Source organism: Marivirga lumbricoides, from assembly GCF_014636295.1.
Taxonomy (GTDB): domain Bacteria; phylum Bacteroidota; class Bacteroidia; order Cytophagales; family Cyclobacteriaceae; genus Marivirga; species Marivirga lumbricoides.
In genome coordinates, this window is record NZ_BMEC01000011.1 from 200,198 (window position 1) to 216,611 (window position 16,414).

Below are 16,414 nucleotides of genomic sequence, written 5' to 3' on the forward strand. Positions count from 1 at the left end.
AACATGGCAGAAAATAAAAAAGTACTCATTGCTGAAGATAGTTCAGTTATCCAAAACCTAACGAAGAAAATCTTAATGATGCAAAATTATAGTATCCATTCAGCTAAAAACGGGAAGCAAGTGATGGATATATTAGCGAAAGAAGATTTTGACATCATCCTGATGGATATTAACATGCCAATAATGGATGGTATGGAATGCTCCAAGGCTATTAGAAGCTTAGATAATAAAGAGAAAGCCAACATTCCTATCATTGCTATAACAGGAAATGCAAAAAACTACAGCATTGAAGATTTTAAAGAAGTGGGTATTAATGAATATTTACCAAAGCCACTCAACTTTGATCAATTAGTAGAAACAGTGAAAAGATTATCCAGTTAAATGCAGATAAAATACACAAATTCATTTTTAAATAAACTGGAAGATGTCTTCTCAGAATCTGATTATATCCTGAGATACGAGAAAGGGAATTTCAAATCAGGATATTGTGTATTGAAGGATCAGAAGATAGTGATTATCAATAAGTTTTTTGATACAGAAGGCAAGATAAACTGCCTTGTTGATCTGGTAAAAAACCTTGATCTGGATGTAAAAGCTTTCAGCGATAAAAACAGAAGCTTCTATTTAGAATTGAAACAAACGCAATTAGCACTTTGAAAATTACATTTCTAGGAACAGGAACTTCCCAGGGAGTGCCGGTTATTGGCTGCCAGTGTGAGGTGTGCCGGTCATTGGACTTCAGGGATAAACGACTTAGAACAAGTATACACATTGAAGTAGATGAAAAAAGCCTGGTTATAGATACCGGGCCGGATTTCAGGGCTCAGATGCTCAGGGAAAGAATTGACCACCTGGACGCGGTATTGATGACGCACGAGCACAAAGATCATACTGCAGGCCTGGATGATGTGAGAGCCTATAACTTCAAGCAGGATATGGATATGCCTGTTTATGGCAGAAAACCTGTTTTAGAACAAATTGAGAGAGAATTCTCCTATATTTTTGCTAGTAATAAGTATCCTGGTATTCCCAGGGTAAAACTGCACGAAATCATAAATGAACCTTTTGAAATAACAGGTACAAAAATACTTCCCATAAATGTACTCCATTATAAATTACCTGTTTTTGGCTTTAGAATAAAAGATTTTACCTACATAACCGATGTAAACTATATTTCTGAAGAAGAAAAGCAAAAAATAAGAGGTAGCAGTGTGGTAGTGTTAAGCGCACTTCAAAAAAATGACCATCTCTCCCATTTCAACCTGGAGCAAGCCATTGATGTGGTTAAAGAACTTGAAATTCCTACCGCCTATTTTATACATATGGGACATCGTATGGGATTACACAGTGTAGTTGAAGAAGAATTACCTAAAGGCATGCACCTGGCCTATGATGGTTTGAAACTGGAGCTTTAATATGCATAATAATTATTACGCTTTTCGTGCTTTAGTACAGGAACTACAAAGCATTATTACTGGCAGTACATTGAATGAGTGCTTTAGCCAAAGTAAAGATGAACTCATTCTGGTCTTTGAGAATGAGCAGAAGAAGCCATTTTACATTAAGGCTTCTTTAACCCCTGAATTTTCATGCATTTGCTTTCCAGATAATTTTGCCAGAACCAAGAAAAACAGTGTGAACCTTTTTGAGGAATTCATCGGTCAGCACTTAACTGAAGTGATCCAGTACCAGAATGAACGCTGCTTCAGTTTTCACTTTACCAATGGTTTAGCATTGCTGTTCAAAATGCATGGAAATCGTTCCAACATCGTGGCTTTTGAAGGAAATGATGCCTTTAAGCTATTTAGAAGTAATTTCCCACAGGATCTGGAACTTAGTCTGTCAGAATTACACAGGCCTATTGAACAAAGTGAAGAAGCATTTTTTAAAGCGGAAGGCAACTACAAGAAGATTTTTCCTACTTTCGGTAAATTAATCAGTAAATATTTAGAGTCAATATCTTTAGCTAATAAACCCCTGGAAGAACAATGGGAAATAATACATTTATTGCATAAAGACCTACTCAATCCCCGCTCCTTTTATACTGTATTGTGGGAAGATGAAATATACTTTTCCCTCGTTGCGGTGGGGGAAGTGCTTCATGAAGAAAAAAGTATTACAGAAGGTATTACCCGATTTTTCTATACTTATTCCAAAGAAAATTTCATCAGAAAGGAAAAAAAGCAACTTCTGAAGACACTGGAAAAAAAGCGGAACCAAAACATTAATTACATTAGTAAATCCAGAACTAAACTACAGGAAATTCAGGATAAACCAGGCTATAATGAACTGGCAGATATCTTAATGGCCAACTTACACCAGATTCCTCCCCATGCAAATGAAGTGGAACTGTTTAATTTCTATACGAATGAGCCAGTAAAAATCTCCTTAAAAACCACTTTGAGTCCACAGAAAAATGCGGAAAACCTTTATAGAAAATCAAAGAATCAAAAAATAGAACTGAATCAGATTGAAGAAGCCATTGCCTCAAAGGAAACCGCTTTAGCTGAAGTGGAAAAAGAGATTGAAATGATAAGTGCGGCTGAAGACGTAAAAAGTATAAAATCTTTCATTAAAAGAAACCCTAAAGCTGAGCATGCACAAGTGGAAGAAAGGGTACCCTACAAAAAATTTGAAACTTCCGGGTTCACTATATTGGTAGGAAAAGGGGCGAGAGAAAACGATGAACTAACATTAAAATACGCTAAAAAAGATGACTTATGGCTTCATGCCAAGGACGTCAGTGGTTCCCATGTTATATTAAAACAACAAAGTAATAAGCCTTTTCCCAGGGAGGTGATAGAAAAAGCTGCTCAACTGGCTGCATTTTATTCTAAAAGAAAAACAGATAGCCTTACACCAGTTATTGTTACTCCTAAAAAATTTATTAGAAAGCCAAAAGGTTTACCTCCAGGCTTAGTACATGTGGATAAAGAAGATACAATTCTTGTTACTCCTAATGACTGGTGGACTGCCAATCCTAAAGTTTAGTTACTTATACTGCACCAAAAAGCAAGAAGAATTTCTCATTAAGGTAATTCACATTGCATACTTTCAAGATTAACTTTACCTTAGCCATTATATGTAATCGCTAATAGATGAGATATATTCAAATACTACTCTTTTTACACTTTATTACTGTGGGGCTCTCTTTAAAAAGTTGGGCTCAAGGCTGTAGCGATGCAGGTTTTTGCACCATGGGAGCCATGCGGCCTGATCAGAATTTTAATGGAAATCCGATAATAAGATTGCGCTCTGTTTCCTTTAATTTTTATGAAGGACAGAGTAATAACTCCGCCATCATTCGAGCAGGTATAGTAGATCTCAGTTTCGAAACTAAAAGCGAAGTTAATCTGCAATTCAAAGTTCCCTACATGTGGATAAATGGCAATTTCGGAAAGACATCAGGAATAGGTGATATTTCTTTAAGTGCCACTAAAGAAATTGCTGACATTTCGGACTATAAGTTATTAGCTACAATGGGGGCTAAAATACCTACAGGACATTCTGATTTAAAACAACAATCTCATGATGTGGTACTGCCCATGTACTACCAGGTTTCACTTGGTACATATGACCTTGTATTAGGCTCTTCATTAATCAACAGAGAGTGGCTATTTTCAGTAGGTTATCAGCAGCCCATCATCCATCAGAATGAAAATTCTTTTGGGGCCGACCCGGTTGAATGGGGATGGTACCCGGGACCGGGAGGTTTTGATTATGTGCAAAAACATGATGAAGCTGTTGACTTAAGGCGTGGAGCCGACATCATGATAAGAATAGAACGTAACTTCAGGCTCTCCCGACTCAATTTCAACTTTGGTATTCTTCCCATCTATAGAATTACTAAAGATCAGGGCAAAGATGAAACTGGTGAATACCAAAAACTACCGGGAACTACGGGGTTAGCACTTTCTGCTCTGGCAGGAGTAGGGTATCGGTTCAATATTTTTTCTTCACTGAAGCTTATCTATGGCCAAAAAATTACAGACAGAGATTATAACCCTGATGGCCTTACCAGAAAACACGTCCTCAACCTTTCCTATAATTATAACTTTTAAAAATGCGTGCTACTCTCCTCTTTATTTTACTGCTTCATGTTGTAAGCCGTATCTCCGCTCAGCAAATACCTCAATTTTATGAAGAATACATAAACCGATCTAAAAATCAGAACCTGGATGTTTTAATATCTGAAGTAAAAAACCTAAATCACATTGAAGGAAAAACAGCTTTACTAGGCGAACTCTATCTTTTAAAAGGAAGAAATGACCTTTCACTTAACTATTTTGATTCCGCCCTTTCTGAAAAGAAACAAGATTCTCACTTCAATTCTTCTGAGCTTTATTGCAGAACTTTAAGCAATAAAGGAATTTTATTATGGAATGAAGGAAAAGATGAACTGGCACTGGAGCACCTTCAGCAGGCTCTTTACCTAAGGAATAAAAGAGAGCAGCTGGACCATAATATTCTGGCTGACAATTTTAATAACCTTGGTCTAATTTATAGTGGAATAGATTACGATGAAGCCATTGATTTCTATAAGAAATCTCTCATTTTATATGGAGAAAATAAAGACGTAAATCTCTCAAAGATTATACAAACTACTATCAATATTAGCTTACTGGAAGCTAGCAAAGGAAATTACAAGCAATCGTTATCGGCACTTAATCAGGCAATGGAAGATTGGAAAAAAGTATTTCCGGATCCAACCACCACTGAAGCTTTTATACTCGTAAATTTAGCTAATAATTATTCAAAAATTGGTGACCCCGTTTTGGCAGAATATAATTATCTGGAAGCTATAGAAATCTATAAAAATGCCTTAGGAGAAAAAAACACAGAGTTAGCCAGTGCTTACATGTTGCTAGCTGACGTTTATAAAAACCAAAATGAATTTAAAAAAGCACTAAATTTTAATCAAAAAGCACTTATCTCTAATAGTTTTGAATTTTCAGATACAGATGTCACTCAAAATCCTGAGTTAGATGATGCCATTAAACCTTATAATCAACTAATTATACTTCTCAGAAAATCTGAGATTTTTGAAGCATACTACAATAGCTATTCTCTTAAAAAACAACATCTTCTGCTGGCACTTGAATCACTGGAGTCAGCTGATCATTTAATTCAAATATTAAGAAGTAGCCGTACAAGTAAAAAGGATTTACTTGCCTTAAGTGAGTTAGCTTCGGATGTATATGAAAATACTCAAAGAATTACCATAAAACTAAATGAGGTTTCTTTATTCACTAAAGAGCACTATAAAAAGGCACTTTTATATGCGGAAAAATCAAAGGCTTCTTCACTACTAGGTGCTTTGGCGGAGTCAGAAGCTAAGTCTTTTGGAAAAATTCCGGAAACATTGCTCACCGAAGAAAACCAGCTTAAAAACGAAATAGCCTATCTAAGCACACAACTTTCGCTTGCTTCTACTATAAAGAATGAAAGCTTTGCCGAAAAATTGAGAGAAGATCTGTTTCAGAATAAAAGTCAGTATGAGACACTGGTTAGCACCATCAAAAATGAGTATCCTGATTACTACAACCTTAAACATAATTTGCAGGTAGCAAACCTTTCCTCCATCCAAGCAGGACTGGAAACGGGGGAAGCTATACTCAATTATAGCTATGACCGGGATATAAATGAAATTTATCTGTATTATATCAGTAAAAGAAAGTTTGAAGTATATCGGATAAAATCTTCCAACGAAATAGATAAGTGGATAAGAGCCTACAGAAACACGCTTTCGTACAACCTGAAGAAAGAATTTGAGCAGATTTCCTATCAGCTCTTTACTAAGCTGCTACCTTTTAAGATTGAGAAAGAAATAAACAGATTAACTGTAATTCCTGACGGAGATTTAGCAAAAATTCCATTTGAGGCTTTACTCACCTCGAAGCCTGACAATAGCACTAACTATTCAAGCCTTCCTTATCTTATAAAAGAATATGAAATCAATTATGGGTTTTCAACCACCTTACATTTGGCCGACAAAAAACAAATATTTAATAAAGAAGCTTTGTTGGTTGCACCAGTGAGCTTTCAATCTTTATCATTGCCTGATTTACCAGGAACAAGCACCGAAACTACTTTAATCAGTGAAATATGTGGAAGAAACAACATACATCCCAGCTTATTAAGAGATGTTAAAGCCACTGAAAATAATTTTAAAAACAGTGAATTAAAGAGATATCAATTTATTCATTTTGCTACTCATGGACTTGTTGATATTGAAACTCCTGAACTTTCAGGTGTTTTCTTTAACAAAGCTGACTCAGCAGAAGATGGAGTTCTTTATGCCGGGGAGATTTACGCTTTAGAGATTAATGCGGACCTGGTTTCTCTCTCAGCCTGTGAAACGGGTTTAGGAAAAATCAGCAGAGGAGAAGGTGTTTTGGGACTTGGCAGGGCTTTTTCTTATGCAGGTGCAAATAACCTGATGGTTTCCATCTGGAAAGTAGCTGATAGCTCAACAGCCGCCCTGATGGGAGATTTTTATACTAATAGCATTGGAGAAGGTGAAACTTATTCCTCAGCCTTAAGAAATGCAAAATTAGAAATGATCAGGTCAGATTCTTCTTCTCCTTATTTCTGGGCTCCTTTTATTTTATGGGGTAAATAGGTCTTATAAATATGAAAAAGCTGACTTCTAAAATCCGTAAATTTGATTCTAACCTTTGGTATTATCATTTTTCTATACCTGATGAAATTGCCAAGGAGGTGATAATTGGTGATAATAAACGCGTTATTTGCACTGTGAATGGCGAATTTTCATGGCCTGCTGCCATTATGAAGAGTGAGCACTATTGGTTCATTCTTGTTAATAAATCTACCATGAACAAACTATCACTACAGGAAGGGGCTTCAGTGGAAGTTACCTTAGAAAAGGACAATTCAACTTATGGTTTCGAGATGCCTGAGGAGTTTCAGGCACTAATTGATCAGGATGATGAGGTTAGTCAATATTTCCATCAGCTAACAAAAGGTAAGCAGAGAAGCTTAATTTATATCATCACCAAAGTTAAAAGCCCTGACAGCCGACTCAGGAAGGCACTGGCAATAGGTTACCACCTGAAGGATGTACAAGGTAATCTTAATTTCAAACTGCTGAATGAAACCATTAAAGCTTTCAATAACAAAGCTCTTTAAATAAAAAATCCACTCCTAAAGCTTTGGCTTTAATGAATGGATTTTGAATAGAGTTTAATTATATGCTTATATGTAATCTAAAATCAGATTACACAATGGGTAATCAATTGATGCTGACTTTCAGACTCACATCATTGATTGTTGTGTAATTGCCTAATAGGCGCTATTTAATTGAAACTACTAGTTGAGTACCCCCTTCTTCAAAAGTAAACCCTCTGTATAAATGTGCTATATGGCCATTGTAATCTAACATTTGCTTGCTCTCATTTACTACTACCTGTATAATAATATCCTCTACCTCAGGTTTTTTCATTTTTAAATTCATATCTATAGAAGCCAGCAAATCTCTAACATTTTGCTTTTCCCATCGGTTGTTTAAAAACAAATAAAAGCCAGGGTTTTCATCAGTAACATATACTACCTGATTAAACCTTATATTCTCGTATCCCTCTAAATCAGCTTTTAATACTTTAGGAACCAGAATATCGTAGTCAAAATCATTCAACTTAACTTTCATACTGCTGGTTACTTTCGCATAATCACTTCCTAAAACAGGACTCTGAGCTTTAAGCTTCATGCTTAAACCCAATAAAGTAAATAGCACAATAAGCGCAATCACAAATTTGTGATCCAAAACTCGAAGACTTCTATTATATGTTTTCATGGCAATAAACTTTATAATTGGTGACCACTCATCTGGGAGAGCGCTTCTGGCGATTAGCTTAAAATCACCTTAGAGCTTTACCCCACTTAGTAATCATTGATTTATTTTGTTATTCAAAAGTCACAATAAATCATAGGAAGAACATGAGTACTTTGCCGAAATTTTCATTAGGTGATTCACCTAGGCATTAGCCAATTGCTATAAAACAGCCATTTTCTCGTTTGCTGCGTCCAAAATAAGTATTCTATCCATAAATAATTTATTCCCTATCATTCCCCTCATTCCACTGAAATACATTAAAAGATTTTGAACCATAGAAGTACCTTCAATATAGGTGACATAATTTAAGGGAATAACTTCGTTACCAAATGTTATAGAACCTCTACTTGCTATATTATGTACTTTTAATGGGTTCCCTAATGAATTAGCCTTATAAGTTTGCTCCACAGCACCTGAAGTTGCCAATTTACCCCATTGCTCATGGTTTGTAATTAATTCAAAAGCACTACTACCGGAGTCGTAGTAAAGCAACGTTTCTTCACCACTCACTTTTGCAGGAAGTAAAACTTTCCTCTCTCTAAATTGAAATGGTAAAATTGACTCCTTTTTTACCTCTTCGGGAAAAGTATTTAAAAAATGAATTGTATGATGTTTAAAATCAAAAGCTACCACTTTATGCTCAAGGATATCTGCGCCTAATGTGCCTATTATATTTACTGCTGATGAATTCAGGTCTATTTTTGCTCCGTAATTAAGAGTACGGACATCATTTGTTGAGACAGCAACATTTCCGAGGGTAAAATTGAAAGCTCGTTTTTCATCTAACCCTGAGCTAAATATATTCTGATCTTTCAAAGATTCTAAAGTTCTACTGTAAAAAAGAGTGGAATGTGAACCGAGGTCAAATTGCATATAAAATGTATCGGGAATTCCCTCTAACAGTACAGGCAATAGTAAGGCAGAAATCTCACTATCATTATTGGCTGTCCATTTAATTTTTAAAGTATCTTCTCCATTGGAAACCCTTAATTGGTTATCAGGCGGAGTGAATTTTTTTTCAAAATAAAAGTAGCCAAGGATAGCGCCAGATAATAATAAAAGCAATAAAGTAAACGCTGTAATTTTAATAATTCTCATGATGCAAAGGTTTAAAAATCCTGTGCAAAACTGGGAATAAGAAAGTTGTTAGTAAGCGTCAGTGATATGCCAATTATATGACATTCATAAAAACCATGTTATAATAGCTGATAAGTTACCTTTAGCTGATCTAAATTTCCTCTGGAAATGATGGTTCCCAATCTAAAAATCATTCCAATATTTGTACAGTAACTCCCTAAGAGTACTAGTAAAATCAGAGGAGTTGTTAGCTGAAAATAATTTTGAACAAAAGGACTTACAGAAAGCAAAACGGAAACCAGTAGGGTCCAAATAATCTGAAAGTTCAAAATGAATCTACCGTTTTTATTTACCAAAGGATTTGTTTTATACTTTCTCCAAAGAATGAATGGAAAAACAATATTCCCGAAAGGAATTAAGATGAATGTTAAAGCAGATATATTGATCAATTTTAATTGGTCGGTCAGCTCATCGCTCAACTGATCATTCCTGTTATTTATACCAATGAGTTCTGAAGGTTCTACCCCCATTAACTTGGAAAGCACAGTTAGCGTATGGCCTTTCGGGACAGTTTCTCCAGCCTCAACCCGCTGAATAGTTCTTAAAGATAAACCGGATGCATCAGCCAATTCTGACTGAGTTAAGCCCTTATTCTCCCTATATTCTCTGACTTTTAGCATTTAGTCCATGATACGAAGTTTGGCAAATGTTAATAAAAGGGTCTTCTCACCAAAATTTTCAAATTCGATAGTCGCCTTTCTATTAGCTCCTTCAATATCCATCTTTTTAACTTCTCCAAAACCAAACTTCGGATGTTCTACCCGCATTCCAGTGTCAAGTTTTCTGGTGTCACTAGGCGCAAAATCTGCAGAAGGTGTATGAAGTTTCTTGCCCGGCGGTACTTTATTGCTTTCAACTTTCCTTTGTGCTACCAGGTTTCTGGCATAATTACTTCCACTAACTCCTGAATTAAGGCTGCCCATTGGCTCCGGATTATTAAATTTTCTATCTACCTTAATAAATTCAGGTGAAATTTCTTCAATAAACCTGCTCGGCTCACAACTTTTAAGCCGCCCGAACCTGTAACGCGTTAAGGCATAGCTAAGAGTGATTTTTTCCATTGCCCTCGTAATCGCCACATAAAAAAGCCTTCTTTCCTCTTCCAAATCAGCGCGACTATTTAACATCATCTGAGAAGGAAATAAATCTTCTTCCATCCCAACTACATACACATGCCTGAATTCAAGACCTTTAGCAGAGTGAATTGTCATCATATTGACATAATCTGTGTCATTAGGGTCATCTTTATCTGCATCAGTAAGCAAGGCTACATCTGCAATAAAAGCTTCTAATGATTTATCTTCCTGCCCAGGGGTATCAACAAATTCCTTGATAGCGTTTAAAAGCTCCTGAACGTTTTCATACCTATTGAGTCCTTCAATGGTTTTATCATCATACAGCTCTCTTAGCAATCCTGACTGCTTAGCTATAAATGAAGCCGTTTCATACGCATCTGCTCTCTCTATTTTAATTTTGAAAGTTTTAATCTGATTGACAAAATTCTCTACAGCATTAGCTGTTCTGCCAGGTAAGAAATTTCTAATATTTTGCAGCACTTCCCAAATGCTTTTGTCATTCTCGAAAGCTGCAATTACAATTTTATCTACTGAGCTGGCACCAATTCCTCTTTTTGGCAAGTTGATAATCCTTCTGAAGGATTGCTCATCATTTTGGTTGATGGTGAAGCGCAGATAGCCGAGTAAATCTTTAATCTCTTTTCTTTGGTAGAACGAGAGGCCTCCGAAAATACGATAAGGGATATTCATTTTCCTTAAGGCTTCCTCCATTGAACGAGACTGGCTATTTGTTCGGTAGAGTATGGCAAAATCCTTATTCTGCAACTTTTTATTGTTTCTATCTTCAAATATGGAAGAAGCCACAAGCCTACCCTCTTCATTATCCGAAGTAGACTTTATTAAATGTACCAGCTCACCACTGTCATTATCTGTCCAAACATTTTTCTGCAACTGAGCTGAATTTTTTAGAATGACAGAGTTGGCCGCATTAACAATATTTTGGGTGCTTCTGTAATTCTGTTCCAGCTTAATTACGCGTAAATCAGGATAATCTTTTTCAAAATTCAAGATATTCTGGATATTGGCGCCACGGAATGCATAGATACTCTGTGCATCATCACCCACCACACAAATATTTTGATGGACAGATGACAATCTTTTTGTAATTAAATACTGGGAGATATTAGTATCTTGAAACTCATCAATCATCACATACCTGAAACGCTGTTGGTATTTATTCAGCACATCCAAATGATCCCTAAATAATACGTTGGTATTAAACAAAAGATCATCGAAATCCATTGCTCCTGAACGGAAACATCTTTGTACATACTCTTTGTAAATAGCGCCCATTTTAGGTTTCTGAGCCTGCTCATCTTCAGATATGTATAAAGGATTATTGAGGTAATTCTGCCACGAAATCAAATTATTTTTGGCGCCTGAAATACGATTATATACAACATTATGTTTATATACCTTATCGTCCAATCCCATTTCCTTTACAATACTTCTTATGAGCGACTTAGAATCATCTGTATCATAAATTGTAAAGTTGCTGGGATAACCTAATTTATCAGCTTCAGAACGCAGAATTCTAGCAAACACGGAGTGGAAAGTACCCATCCAAAGGCTTCTAGCATCAGTGCCTGCTACCTTTTCAATTCTGGCACGCATCTCCTTTGCTGCTTTATTGGTAAACGTTAACGCTAAAATGCTGAATGGATCCACGTTTTTCATCCTGATTAAATGGGCAATCCTATAGGTAAGCACTCTCGTTTTTCCTGACCCGGCACCTGCTATAATCATGGTAGGGCCATCTAAATTTTCAACGCCTTCTCTCTGTGGGGAATTTAACTCTTCTAAATAATCCATAGACAAATTTATAACCAATTCCTCACTTCACATCGTAATTAGGAGGAAATATCAACATATCATTAATTCTTATCTAAAAATATTTAAAGGCTGATATTTTTTAGCTATATTATATTTTATTAGCGTATGAAAAAAGGGCACCAGTACAAATTGAACCCGTTTTTGTTATCATTTTACAATAGCGAGGTTGACGCAGAATTTAATAAAAATTTCTTTAAGCAAGACCTCTATGCCCTCAGGCTCGTGATTGGACTTGGAGCTATACTTAGTCTTGTATTTGTCTTCATAGATATGTGGAGATATGAGAACAATAAATTGGTTTCAGCCATTTTCAGAAGTGTAATAGCACTAATTCTTCTAATCTTTGGAGCTTCTACTTTCTTTTTTAAAGATAAGCACTATGCCCTTACTCAACTTATAGCAATGGCCGTGTCATTTTTTGTGGCAGGAGTATTTTTTATGCACTATCATTTCAATGAAGACCCTGCGTTCGATATTTTCCTGTCCAATATTTTAATGGTTTTAATTTTTATTATTTCTACCATTATGGGCTTCCGGTTTAGATATGCTATTTTAATAAATACTTTCTTTTTTGCTACTTATATAATATATATTCAGCTATTCAACTATTCTACAATTGCTTCCCGGCAAATTAGTCAGCTAGCTGTAATTTATTCTGTGGGATTTTTAGCAGCTTATTTATTGGAAAGGCAAAAGATCAACCTTTTTCTAAGTAAGAAAGAGCTTCATGCAGAAATTCAAAAGGTAGATAACCTAAATAATATAAAAAATAAGCTCTTTTCCATTATTTCGCATGATGTTCGCGGCCCGATAGTCTCTTTAAAAGGAATTGTTTCCTTATTTAACAAAGAGGCACTCACGCACGAGGAATTTAAAACCCTCAGCAAAGACCTGGAGAAGGATTTGCAAAACACTTCTATTTTAATGGACAATCTTTTGGCCTGGTCTAAAAGTCAGATGGAAGGCATAGCACTTAAAAAGGTTAAAATTGATATATGGCGCGAAATAAAATCCCTGGAAGAGCTATACAGAAATCAACTCATTTCTAAAGCTATTTTATTGAAAGTAAAGCCTGAATCTAATATTTTAATAAACGGAGATAGAGAAATGATTCAGATTATTCTAAGAAATCTGTTTTCTAACGCCATTAAATTTACTCCTCATGGGGGAGAAATTTCCATCTCCGGTAAACCAATGGATAGAAATTATATGATCATTATAAAGGATTCTGGCCCCGGAATAGAACCTGACAAGCTTCAGAGTCTTTTTGAAATCAATAAAAACAATGTTGTTGGCACCTCATCCGCGAGCGGGGCAGGTATTGGCCTGATGCTGGTAAAAGAATTTATTGATGCAAACGATGGTCAAATTAAATGTGAAAGCTCTGTAGGAAAAGGTACGGTTTTTAAAGTGTTTCTACCCATGATCTAACATGATTGTTTTTTCAAATGGAACTTTTCCAGCGAAAAATTACTACTTTAACAAGTATTTAATTATTCCAGATAATTAGTCAATAATTAGGCAGAACAAAGGAATAGCTATAATTTTACGACATGATTTTAATAGGGAACACAGTAATATCAGAGGACATAAAAGATAAAAATTTTGTGTGTAATCTTGAAAAATGTAAAGGAGCATGTTGTGTAGAAGGAGACTTAGGCGCACCTCTTAATAAAGAAGAGCTGCCTATCATGGAAGAGATTTACGAAAAAGTAAAGCCCTATCTTTCTTCTGAAGGAATTAAGGCAATTGAAGAACAGGGCACCTACATAAAAGATTGGGAGGGTGATTACAGCACTACCACAATTAATGAGAAGGAATGTGCTTATGCCATCTATGATGAGAAAAACATTTTAAAATGTGGAATTGAAGAAGCTTATAATGATGGCAAGATAAATTTCAAAAAACCTATTTCTTGCCACCTCTACCCTATCAGAATCACTGCATATGAACAATATGATGCATTAAATTATGACAGGTGGGAAATCTGTAATCCTGCTTGCGACTTTGGTGAAAAATTGGGCGTTCCTTTATACAAATTTGTAAAGGATGCACTTATCCGTAAATATGGTGCTGAGTGGTATCAGGAATTAGTGAATGAAATTGAGAATAAAACAGAAACAGAGTAAGTACTTAAGCTATTTCAGGTAACTCAAGCGCTTGCTCCTTTCTTTGGTTGGGCAGAATGATTTTAAACTCGCTGCCCTCTCCCTCTACAGATTTTACTTTTATTTGCCCATTCAGTTTATCAATGGTTTCTTTCACTATATATAAACCAATTCCTGAGCCTTTGCTACTATCTGTAGCTCTGAAAAACATTTCAAAAATCCTCTTTTGATACCTCTTATCAATGCCTATCCCGTTATCTGAAACACAAATAACTGCTTCATTTTCAGTATTTTTCACCTCAACTTTTAGGTAAGGATTTGAAGCCTTAGGGTTATAATACCTGATAGCATTAGAAATAATATTACTAAAAATAATCATTACTCTTCTCTTGTCCGAGTAAAATTCGCATTGCTGGTCAATCTCTAATACATATCTAATCCGTTCAAAATTTGGTAAGTATTTAAAGTTATCCAACGTATCCTCAACGATCCCTGCAAATTCTATAAGTTCCTTCGAAACCTCCAACCTCGAGTTTCTTGAAAGGTTGATAATATCTTCAATAAATTCATCAAGCTTAGTGACGCTCTTTTCAATTAGATGCAGGTATTCATCTGTTTTTTCTTTATCCTTTTCCAGTTTAGCCAGATAAATTAAACCTTTTACTGAACTTAAAGGAGCTTTTAAATCATGTGAGGCACTGTACACGAAGCTATCTAATTCGCTGTTGAGCTTAGTGAGTTCCTCATTTTGTTCCTTCATTCGTTCCTGAGCTATTTTAATGGCTGTTACATCTCGAATAGCACCATCAAAGTAATTAATGCCGTCCTCTCCAACAGTTAACATGCTGCTTAATAAACCTGTGAAAGTCTCTCCATTTTTCCTTTTAAATAGGACTTCAACATTAGTATACTGCTTCTCTCTGATCAATCTTTCTCCTAACCTTTTCCGATCTTTAGCATCCGCGTATAGGCTTGGCAATGAACTATTATTATAAAGCTCTTCCTTGGAATTATAGCCAAACATGGTAACAAAAGCTTCATTTACATAAATGAGACCTTTCTCTGCAGTGCTTCGGTATAATGCTTCAGAAATATTCTTATTAACAGAAGCTAAAATCTTTTCACTTCTTTCAATTTTTTCCTTATTGAAATAACTTTCAGTAATATCTGTTGTAAGGCAGGCTGCTCCTATTACTTCATTCCCTATTACCACGGGAAGTATTTTAGAACTTACAACCTTAACAACTTCTTCACCTTCTTTATATTGATCAATATAAACTGACTCCTTTCCTGACAATGCTATTCCAACACGCTCCTTAATTCCTTCAAACCTATTTGCAATCTGAGGTTGTTCTAAAATATTCATCCCTACTTCCGGAACAAGACCAAAAATAGACTTTACATGTCTGGTAAAATTTTTATTAAACGCTACCAGGTTAAAGTTAGAATCCACGTACCACACAACTGAATCAAGGCTATCAAAAATTGCACGTAAGCTCGCTTCCTGATGAAATGTTTGACCTACTTTTGCGCTTAAACGATTTTTAAAATCTTTCTTCAGTGCCAGCAATTGATCCTTCATCTTACTATAATCCCTGATTGTAGTATTTAAAATTCCGTAAACAGATGCAAAAGGATCATCTTTTTCCACTTCATTCAACTTAACAGAATTGATATTTTCCCATGATAGTTGTGAGATCACCTCAAATACTTTTCCTATCTGGCTTTCAACCGCTTTTTTCTGTTGAATATTTTCCTCTTGAAGCTGCTGTACCATTTGAATTAGTTCCTGCTTGTTTAATGATTGAAGTTTCATTGTATCAACAGTTGTTTCCTTTTTAGAACTATTGTTTAAGGCGCAATCAAGAGCTTCCTCCATACATCTTACTTTTTGGATTCCTTTTAGATAAGTTGGCTTTTGAAGATCAAACATATCAAATATTACTTTGGCTATACCATCATTTATATAGAGTATATTTTTCCATTTGTTTATAAATTCAGGCATCAAGAAAGTCTCCTTCTTTCTTGCAGAAAAAGGCATATTTTTTAGACCGGTGGCGTCAACAATTAAAGTAAGTTTTTCTGACTTACTTCCCTTAAATTGATAAGCATTTAATAGTTTTTGAAAGAATGCGATGGACTTATCTCTATCAGCCTCGCCTGCGGAAAACACGTATAATATTCTTTCTTCAACCAGAACAAAATAACAGCAATAGTCCTTGAAATGAGTAATATTATGCTCATCAAGCAGCCTGTAATTGTACTTTCCGGCTAATAAATAACTTGTTAATTGAATAAATTTATCAGAACCTAAAGAATGCATTTCTTATCAAGAATAACATTAAAGATAAGATAAAGACAATTTTTGTTTTCTACTAATGAGACCTAAATCTTTTTAATGTATGATT

Annotated in this window: 14 protein-coding genes; 9 read left to right on the top strand and 5 right to left on the bottom strand. The window is 35.4% G+C overall.

The genetic code is table 11. The annotated features are described in order from the left end of the window. Window positions 1–3: 3 nt before the first annotated feature. The 7 genes from IEV85_RS17165 (at window position 4) to IEV85_RS17195 (ending at window position 7,149) form a co-directional block, all read left to right on the top strand. Complete coding sequence (locus IEV85_RS17165) at window positions 4–381, top strand: response regulator (protein ID WP_188465712.1); 378 nt, start codon at window positions 4–6, stop codon at window positions 379–381. Continuing rightward, window positions 382–657, top strand: coding sequence for a hypothetical protein (locus IEV85_RS17170; protein WP_188465714.1), 276 nt, complete (start codon window positions 382–384; stop codon window positions 655–657). Then, the gene (locus IEV85_RS17175; protein ID WP_188465716.1) at window positions 654–1,415 is read left to right on the top strand and encodes an MBL fold metallo-hydrolase; all 762 of its coding nucleotides are present in this window, start codon (window positions 654–656) and stop codon (window positions 1,413–1,415) included. The genes IEV85_RS17170 and IEV85_RS17175 overlap by 4 nt, the downstream gene beginning before the upstream one ends. A 1-nt stretch (window position 1,416) precedes the next feature. Then, window positions 1,417–2,991, top strand: coding sequence for an NFACT RNA binding domain-containing protein (locus IEV85_RS17180; RefSeq protein WP_188465718.1), 1,575 nt, complete (start codon window positions 1,417–1,419; stop codon window positions 2,989–2,991). 107 nt (window positions 2,992–3,098) lie between these two features. Next, window positions 3,099–4,061: a hypothetical protein gene (locus IEV85_RS17185; RefSeq protein ID WP_188465720.1), complete on the top strand. Its 963-nt coding sequence runs from the start codon at window positions 3,099–3,101 to the stop codon at window positions 4,059–4,061. Window positions 4,062–4,063: 2 nt separating this feature from the next. After that, a complete protein-coding gene (locus IEV85_RS17190; protein WP_188465722.1) occupies window positions 4,064–6,622 on the top strand; it encodes a CHAT domain-containing protein in 2,559 nt (852 codons plus the stop codon). Window positions 6,623–6,633: 11 nt separating this feature from the next. Then, window positions 6,634–7,149: a YdeI/OmpD-associated family protein gene (locus IEV85_RS17195; protein ID WP_188465724.1), complete on the top strand. Its 516-nt coding sequence runs from the start codon at window positions 6,634–6,636 to the stop codon at window positions 7,147–7,149. Window positions 7,150–7,312: 163 nt separating this feature from the next. Here IEV85_RS17195 and IEV85_RS17200 read toward each other — a convergent pair whose 3' ends face one another. From IEV85_RS17200 to IEV85_RS17215, 4 genes are all read right to left on the bottom strand, one after another. Beyond that, complete coding sequence (locus IEV85_RS17200) at window positions 7,313–7,813, bottom strand: hypothetical protein (RefSeq protein ID WP_188465726.1); 501 nt, start codon at window positions 7,811–7,813, stop codon at window positions 7,313–7,315. Window positions 7,814–8,011: 198 nt separating this feature from the next. After that, window positions 8,012–8,950, bottom strand: coding sequence for a hypothetical protein (locus IEV85_RS17205; RefSeq protein WP_188465728.1), 939 nt, complete (start codon window positions 8,948–8,950; stop codon window positions 8,012–8,014). A gap of 98 nt (window positions 8,951–9,048) precedes the next feature. Then, window positions 9,049–9,609 (bottom strand): helix-turn-helix domain-containing protein, encoded by a 561-nt coding sequence (locus tag IEV85_RS17210; protein WP_188465730.1) that lies wholly within the window; start codon window positions 9,607–9,609, stop codon window positions 9,049–9,051. Then, window positions 9,610–11,877 carry an ATP-dependent helicase gene (locus IEV85_RS17215; RefSeq protein ID WP_188465732.1) on the bottom strand — a complete coding sequence of 756 codons (2,268 nt, stop codon included), beginning with the start codon at window positions 11,875–11,877 and terminating at the stop codon, window positions 9,610–9,612. A gap of 126 nt (window positions 11,878–12,003) precedes the next feature. Between IEV85_RS17215 and IEV85_RS17220 the strand changes: the two genes are divergently transcribed. Beyond that, window positions 12,004–13,329: a sensor histidine kinase gene (locus IEV85_RS17220; RefSeq protein ID WP_188465734.1), complete on the top strand. Its 1,326-nt coding sequence runs from the start codon at window positions 12,004–12,006 to the stop codon at window positions 13,327–13,329. A gap of 122 nt (window positions 13,330–13,451) precedes the next feature. Next, window positions 13,452–14,027 carry a DUF3109 family protein gene (locus tag IEV85_RS17225; protein ID WP_188465737.1) on the top strand — a complete coding sequence of 192 codons (576 nt, stop codon included), beginning with the start codon at window positions 13,452–13,454 and terminating at the stop codon, window positions 14,025–14,027. Between the two features lie 4 nt (window positions 14,028–14,031). Here IEV85_RS17225 and IEV85_RS17230 read toward each other — a convergent pair whose 3' ends face one another. Then, complete coding sequence (locus IEV85_RS17230) at window positions 14,032–16,329, bottom strand: sensor histidine kinase (protein ID WP_188465739.1); 2,298 nt, start codon at window positions 16,327–16,329, stop codon at window positions 14,032–14,034. Window positions 16,330–16,414: the final 85 nt, after the last annotated feature.

Bases quoted from the DNA above. Each gene is read 5' to 3' on its own strand.
- IEV85_RS17195 (WP_188465724.1), top strand. From the start codon at position 6,634: ATGAAAAAGCTGACTTCTAAAATCCGTAAATTTGATTCTAACCTTTGG.
- IEV85_RS17225 (WP_188465737.1), top strand. From the start codon at position 13,452: ATGATTTTAATAGGGAACACAGTAATATCAGAGGACATAAAAGATAAA.
- IEV85_RS17220 (WP_188465734.1), top strand. From the start codon at position 12,004: ATGAAAAAAGGGCACCAGTACAAATTGAACCCGTTTTTGTTATCATTT.
- IEV85_RS17190 (WP_188465722.1), top strand. From the start codon at position 4,064: ATGCGTGCTACTCTCCTCTTTATTTTACTGCTTCATGTTGTAAGCCGT.
- IEV85_RS17165 (WP_188465712.1), top strand. From the start codon at position 4: ATGGCAGAAAATAAAAAAGTACTCATTGCTGAAGATAGTTCAGTTATC.
- IEV85_RS17230 (WP_188465739.1), bottom strand. From the start codon at position 16,329: ATGCATTCTTTAGGTTCTGATAAATTTATTCAATTAACAAGTTATTTA.
- IEV85_RS17205 (WP_188465728.1), bottom strand. From the start codon at position 8,950: ATGAGAATTATTAAAATTACAGCGTTTACTTTATTGCTTTTATTATTA.
- IEV85_RS17210 (WP_188465730.1), bottom strand. From the start codon at position 9,609: ATGCTAAAAGTCAGAGAATATAGGGAGAATAAGGGCTTAACTCAGTCA.
- IEV85_RS17180 (WP_188465718.1), top strand. From the start codon at position 1,417: ATGCATAATAATTATTACGCTTTTCGTGCTTTAGTACAGGAACTACAA.
- IEV85_RS17215 (WP_188465732.1), bottom strand. From the start codon at position 11,877: ATGGATTATTTAGAAGAGTTAAATTCCCCACAGAGAGAAGGCGTTGAA.
- IEV85_RS17170 (WP_188465714.1), top strand. From the start codon at position 382: ATGCAGATAAAATACACAAATTCATTTTTAAATAAACTGGAAGATGTC.
- IEV85_RS17185 (WP_188465720.1), top strand. From the start codon at position 3,099: ATGAGATATATTCAAATACTACTCTTTTTACACTTTATTACTGTGGGG.
- IEV85_RS17200 (WP_188465726.1), bottom strand. From the start codon at position 7,813: ATGAAAACATATAATAGAAGTCTTCGAGTTTTGGATCACAAATTTGTG.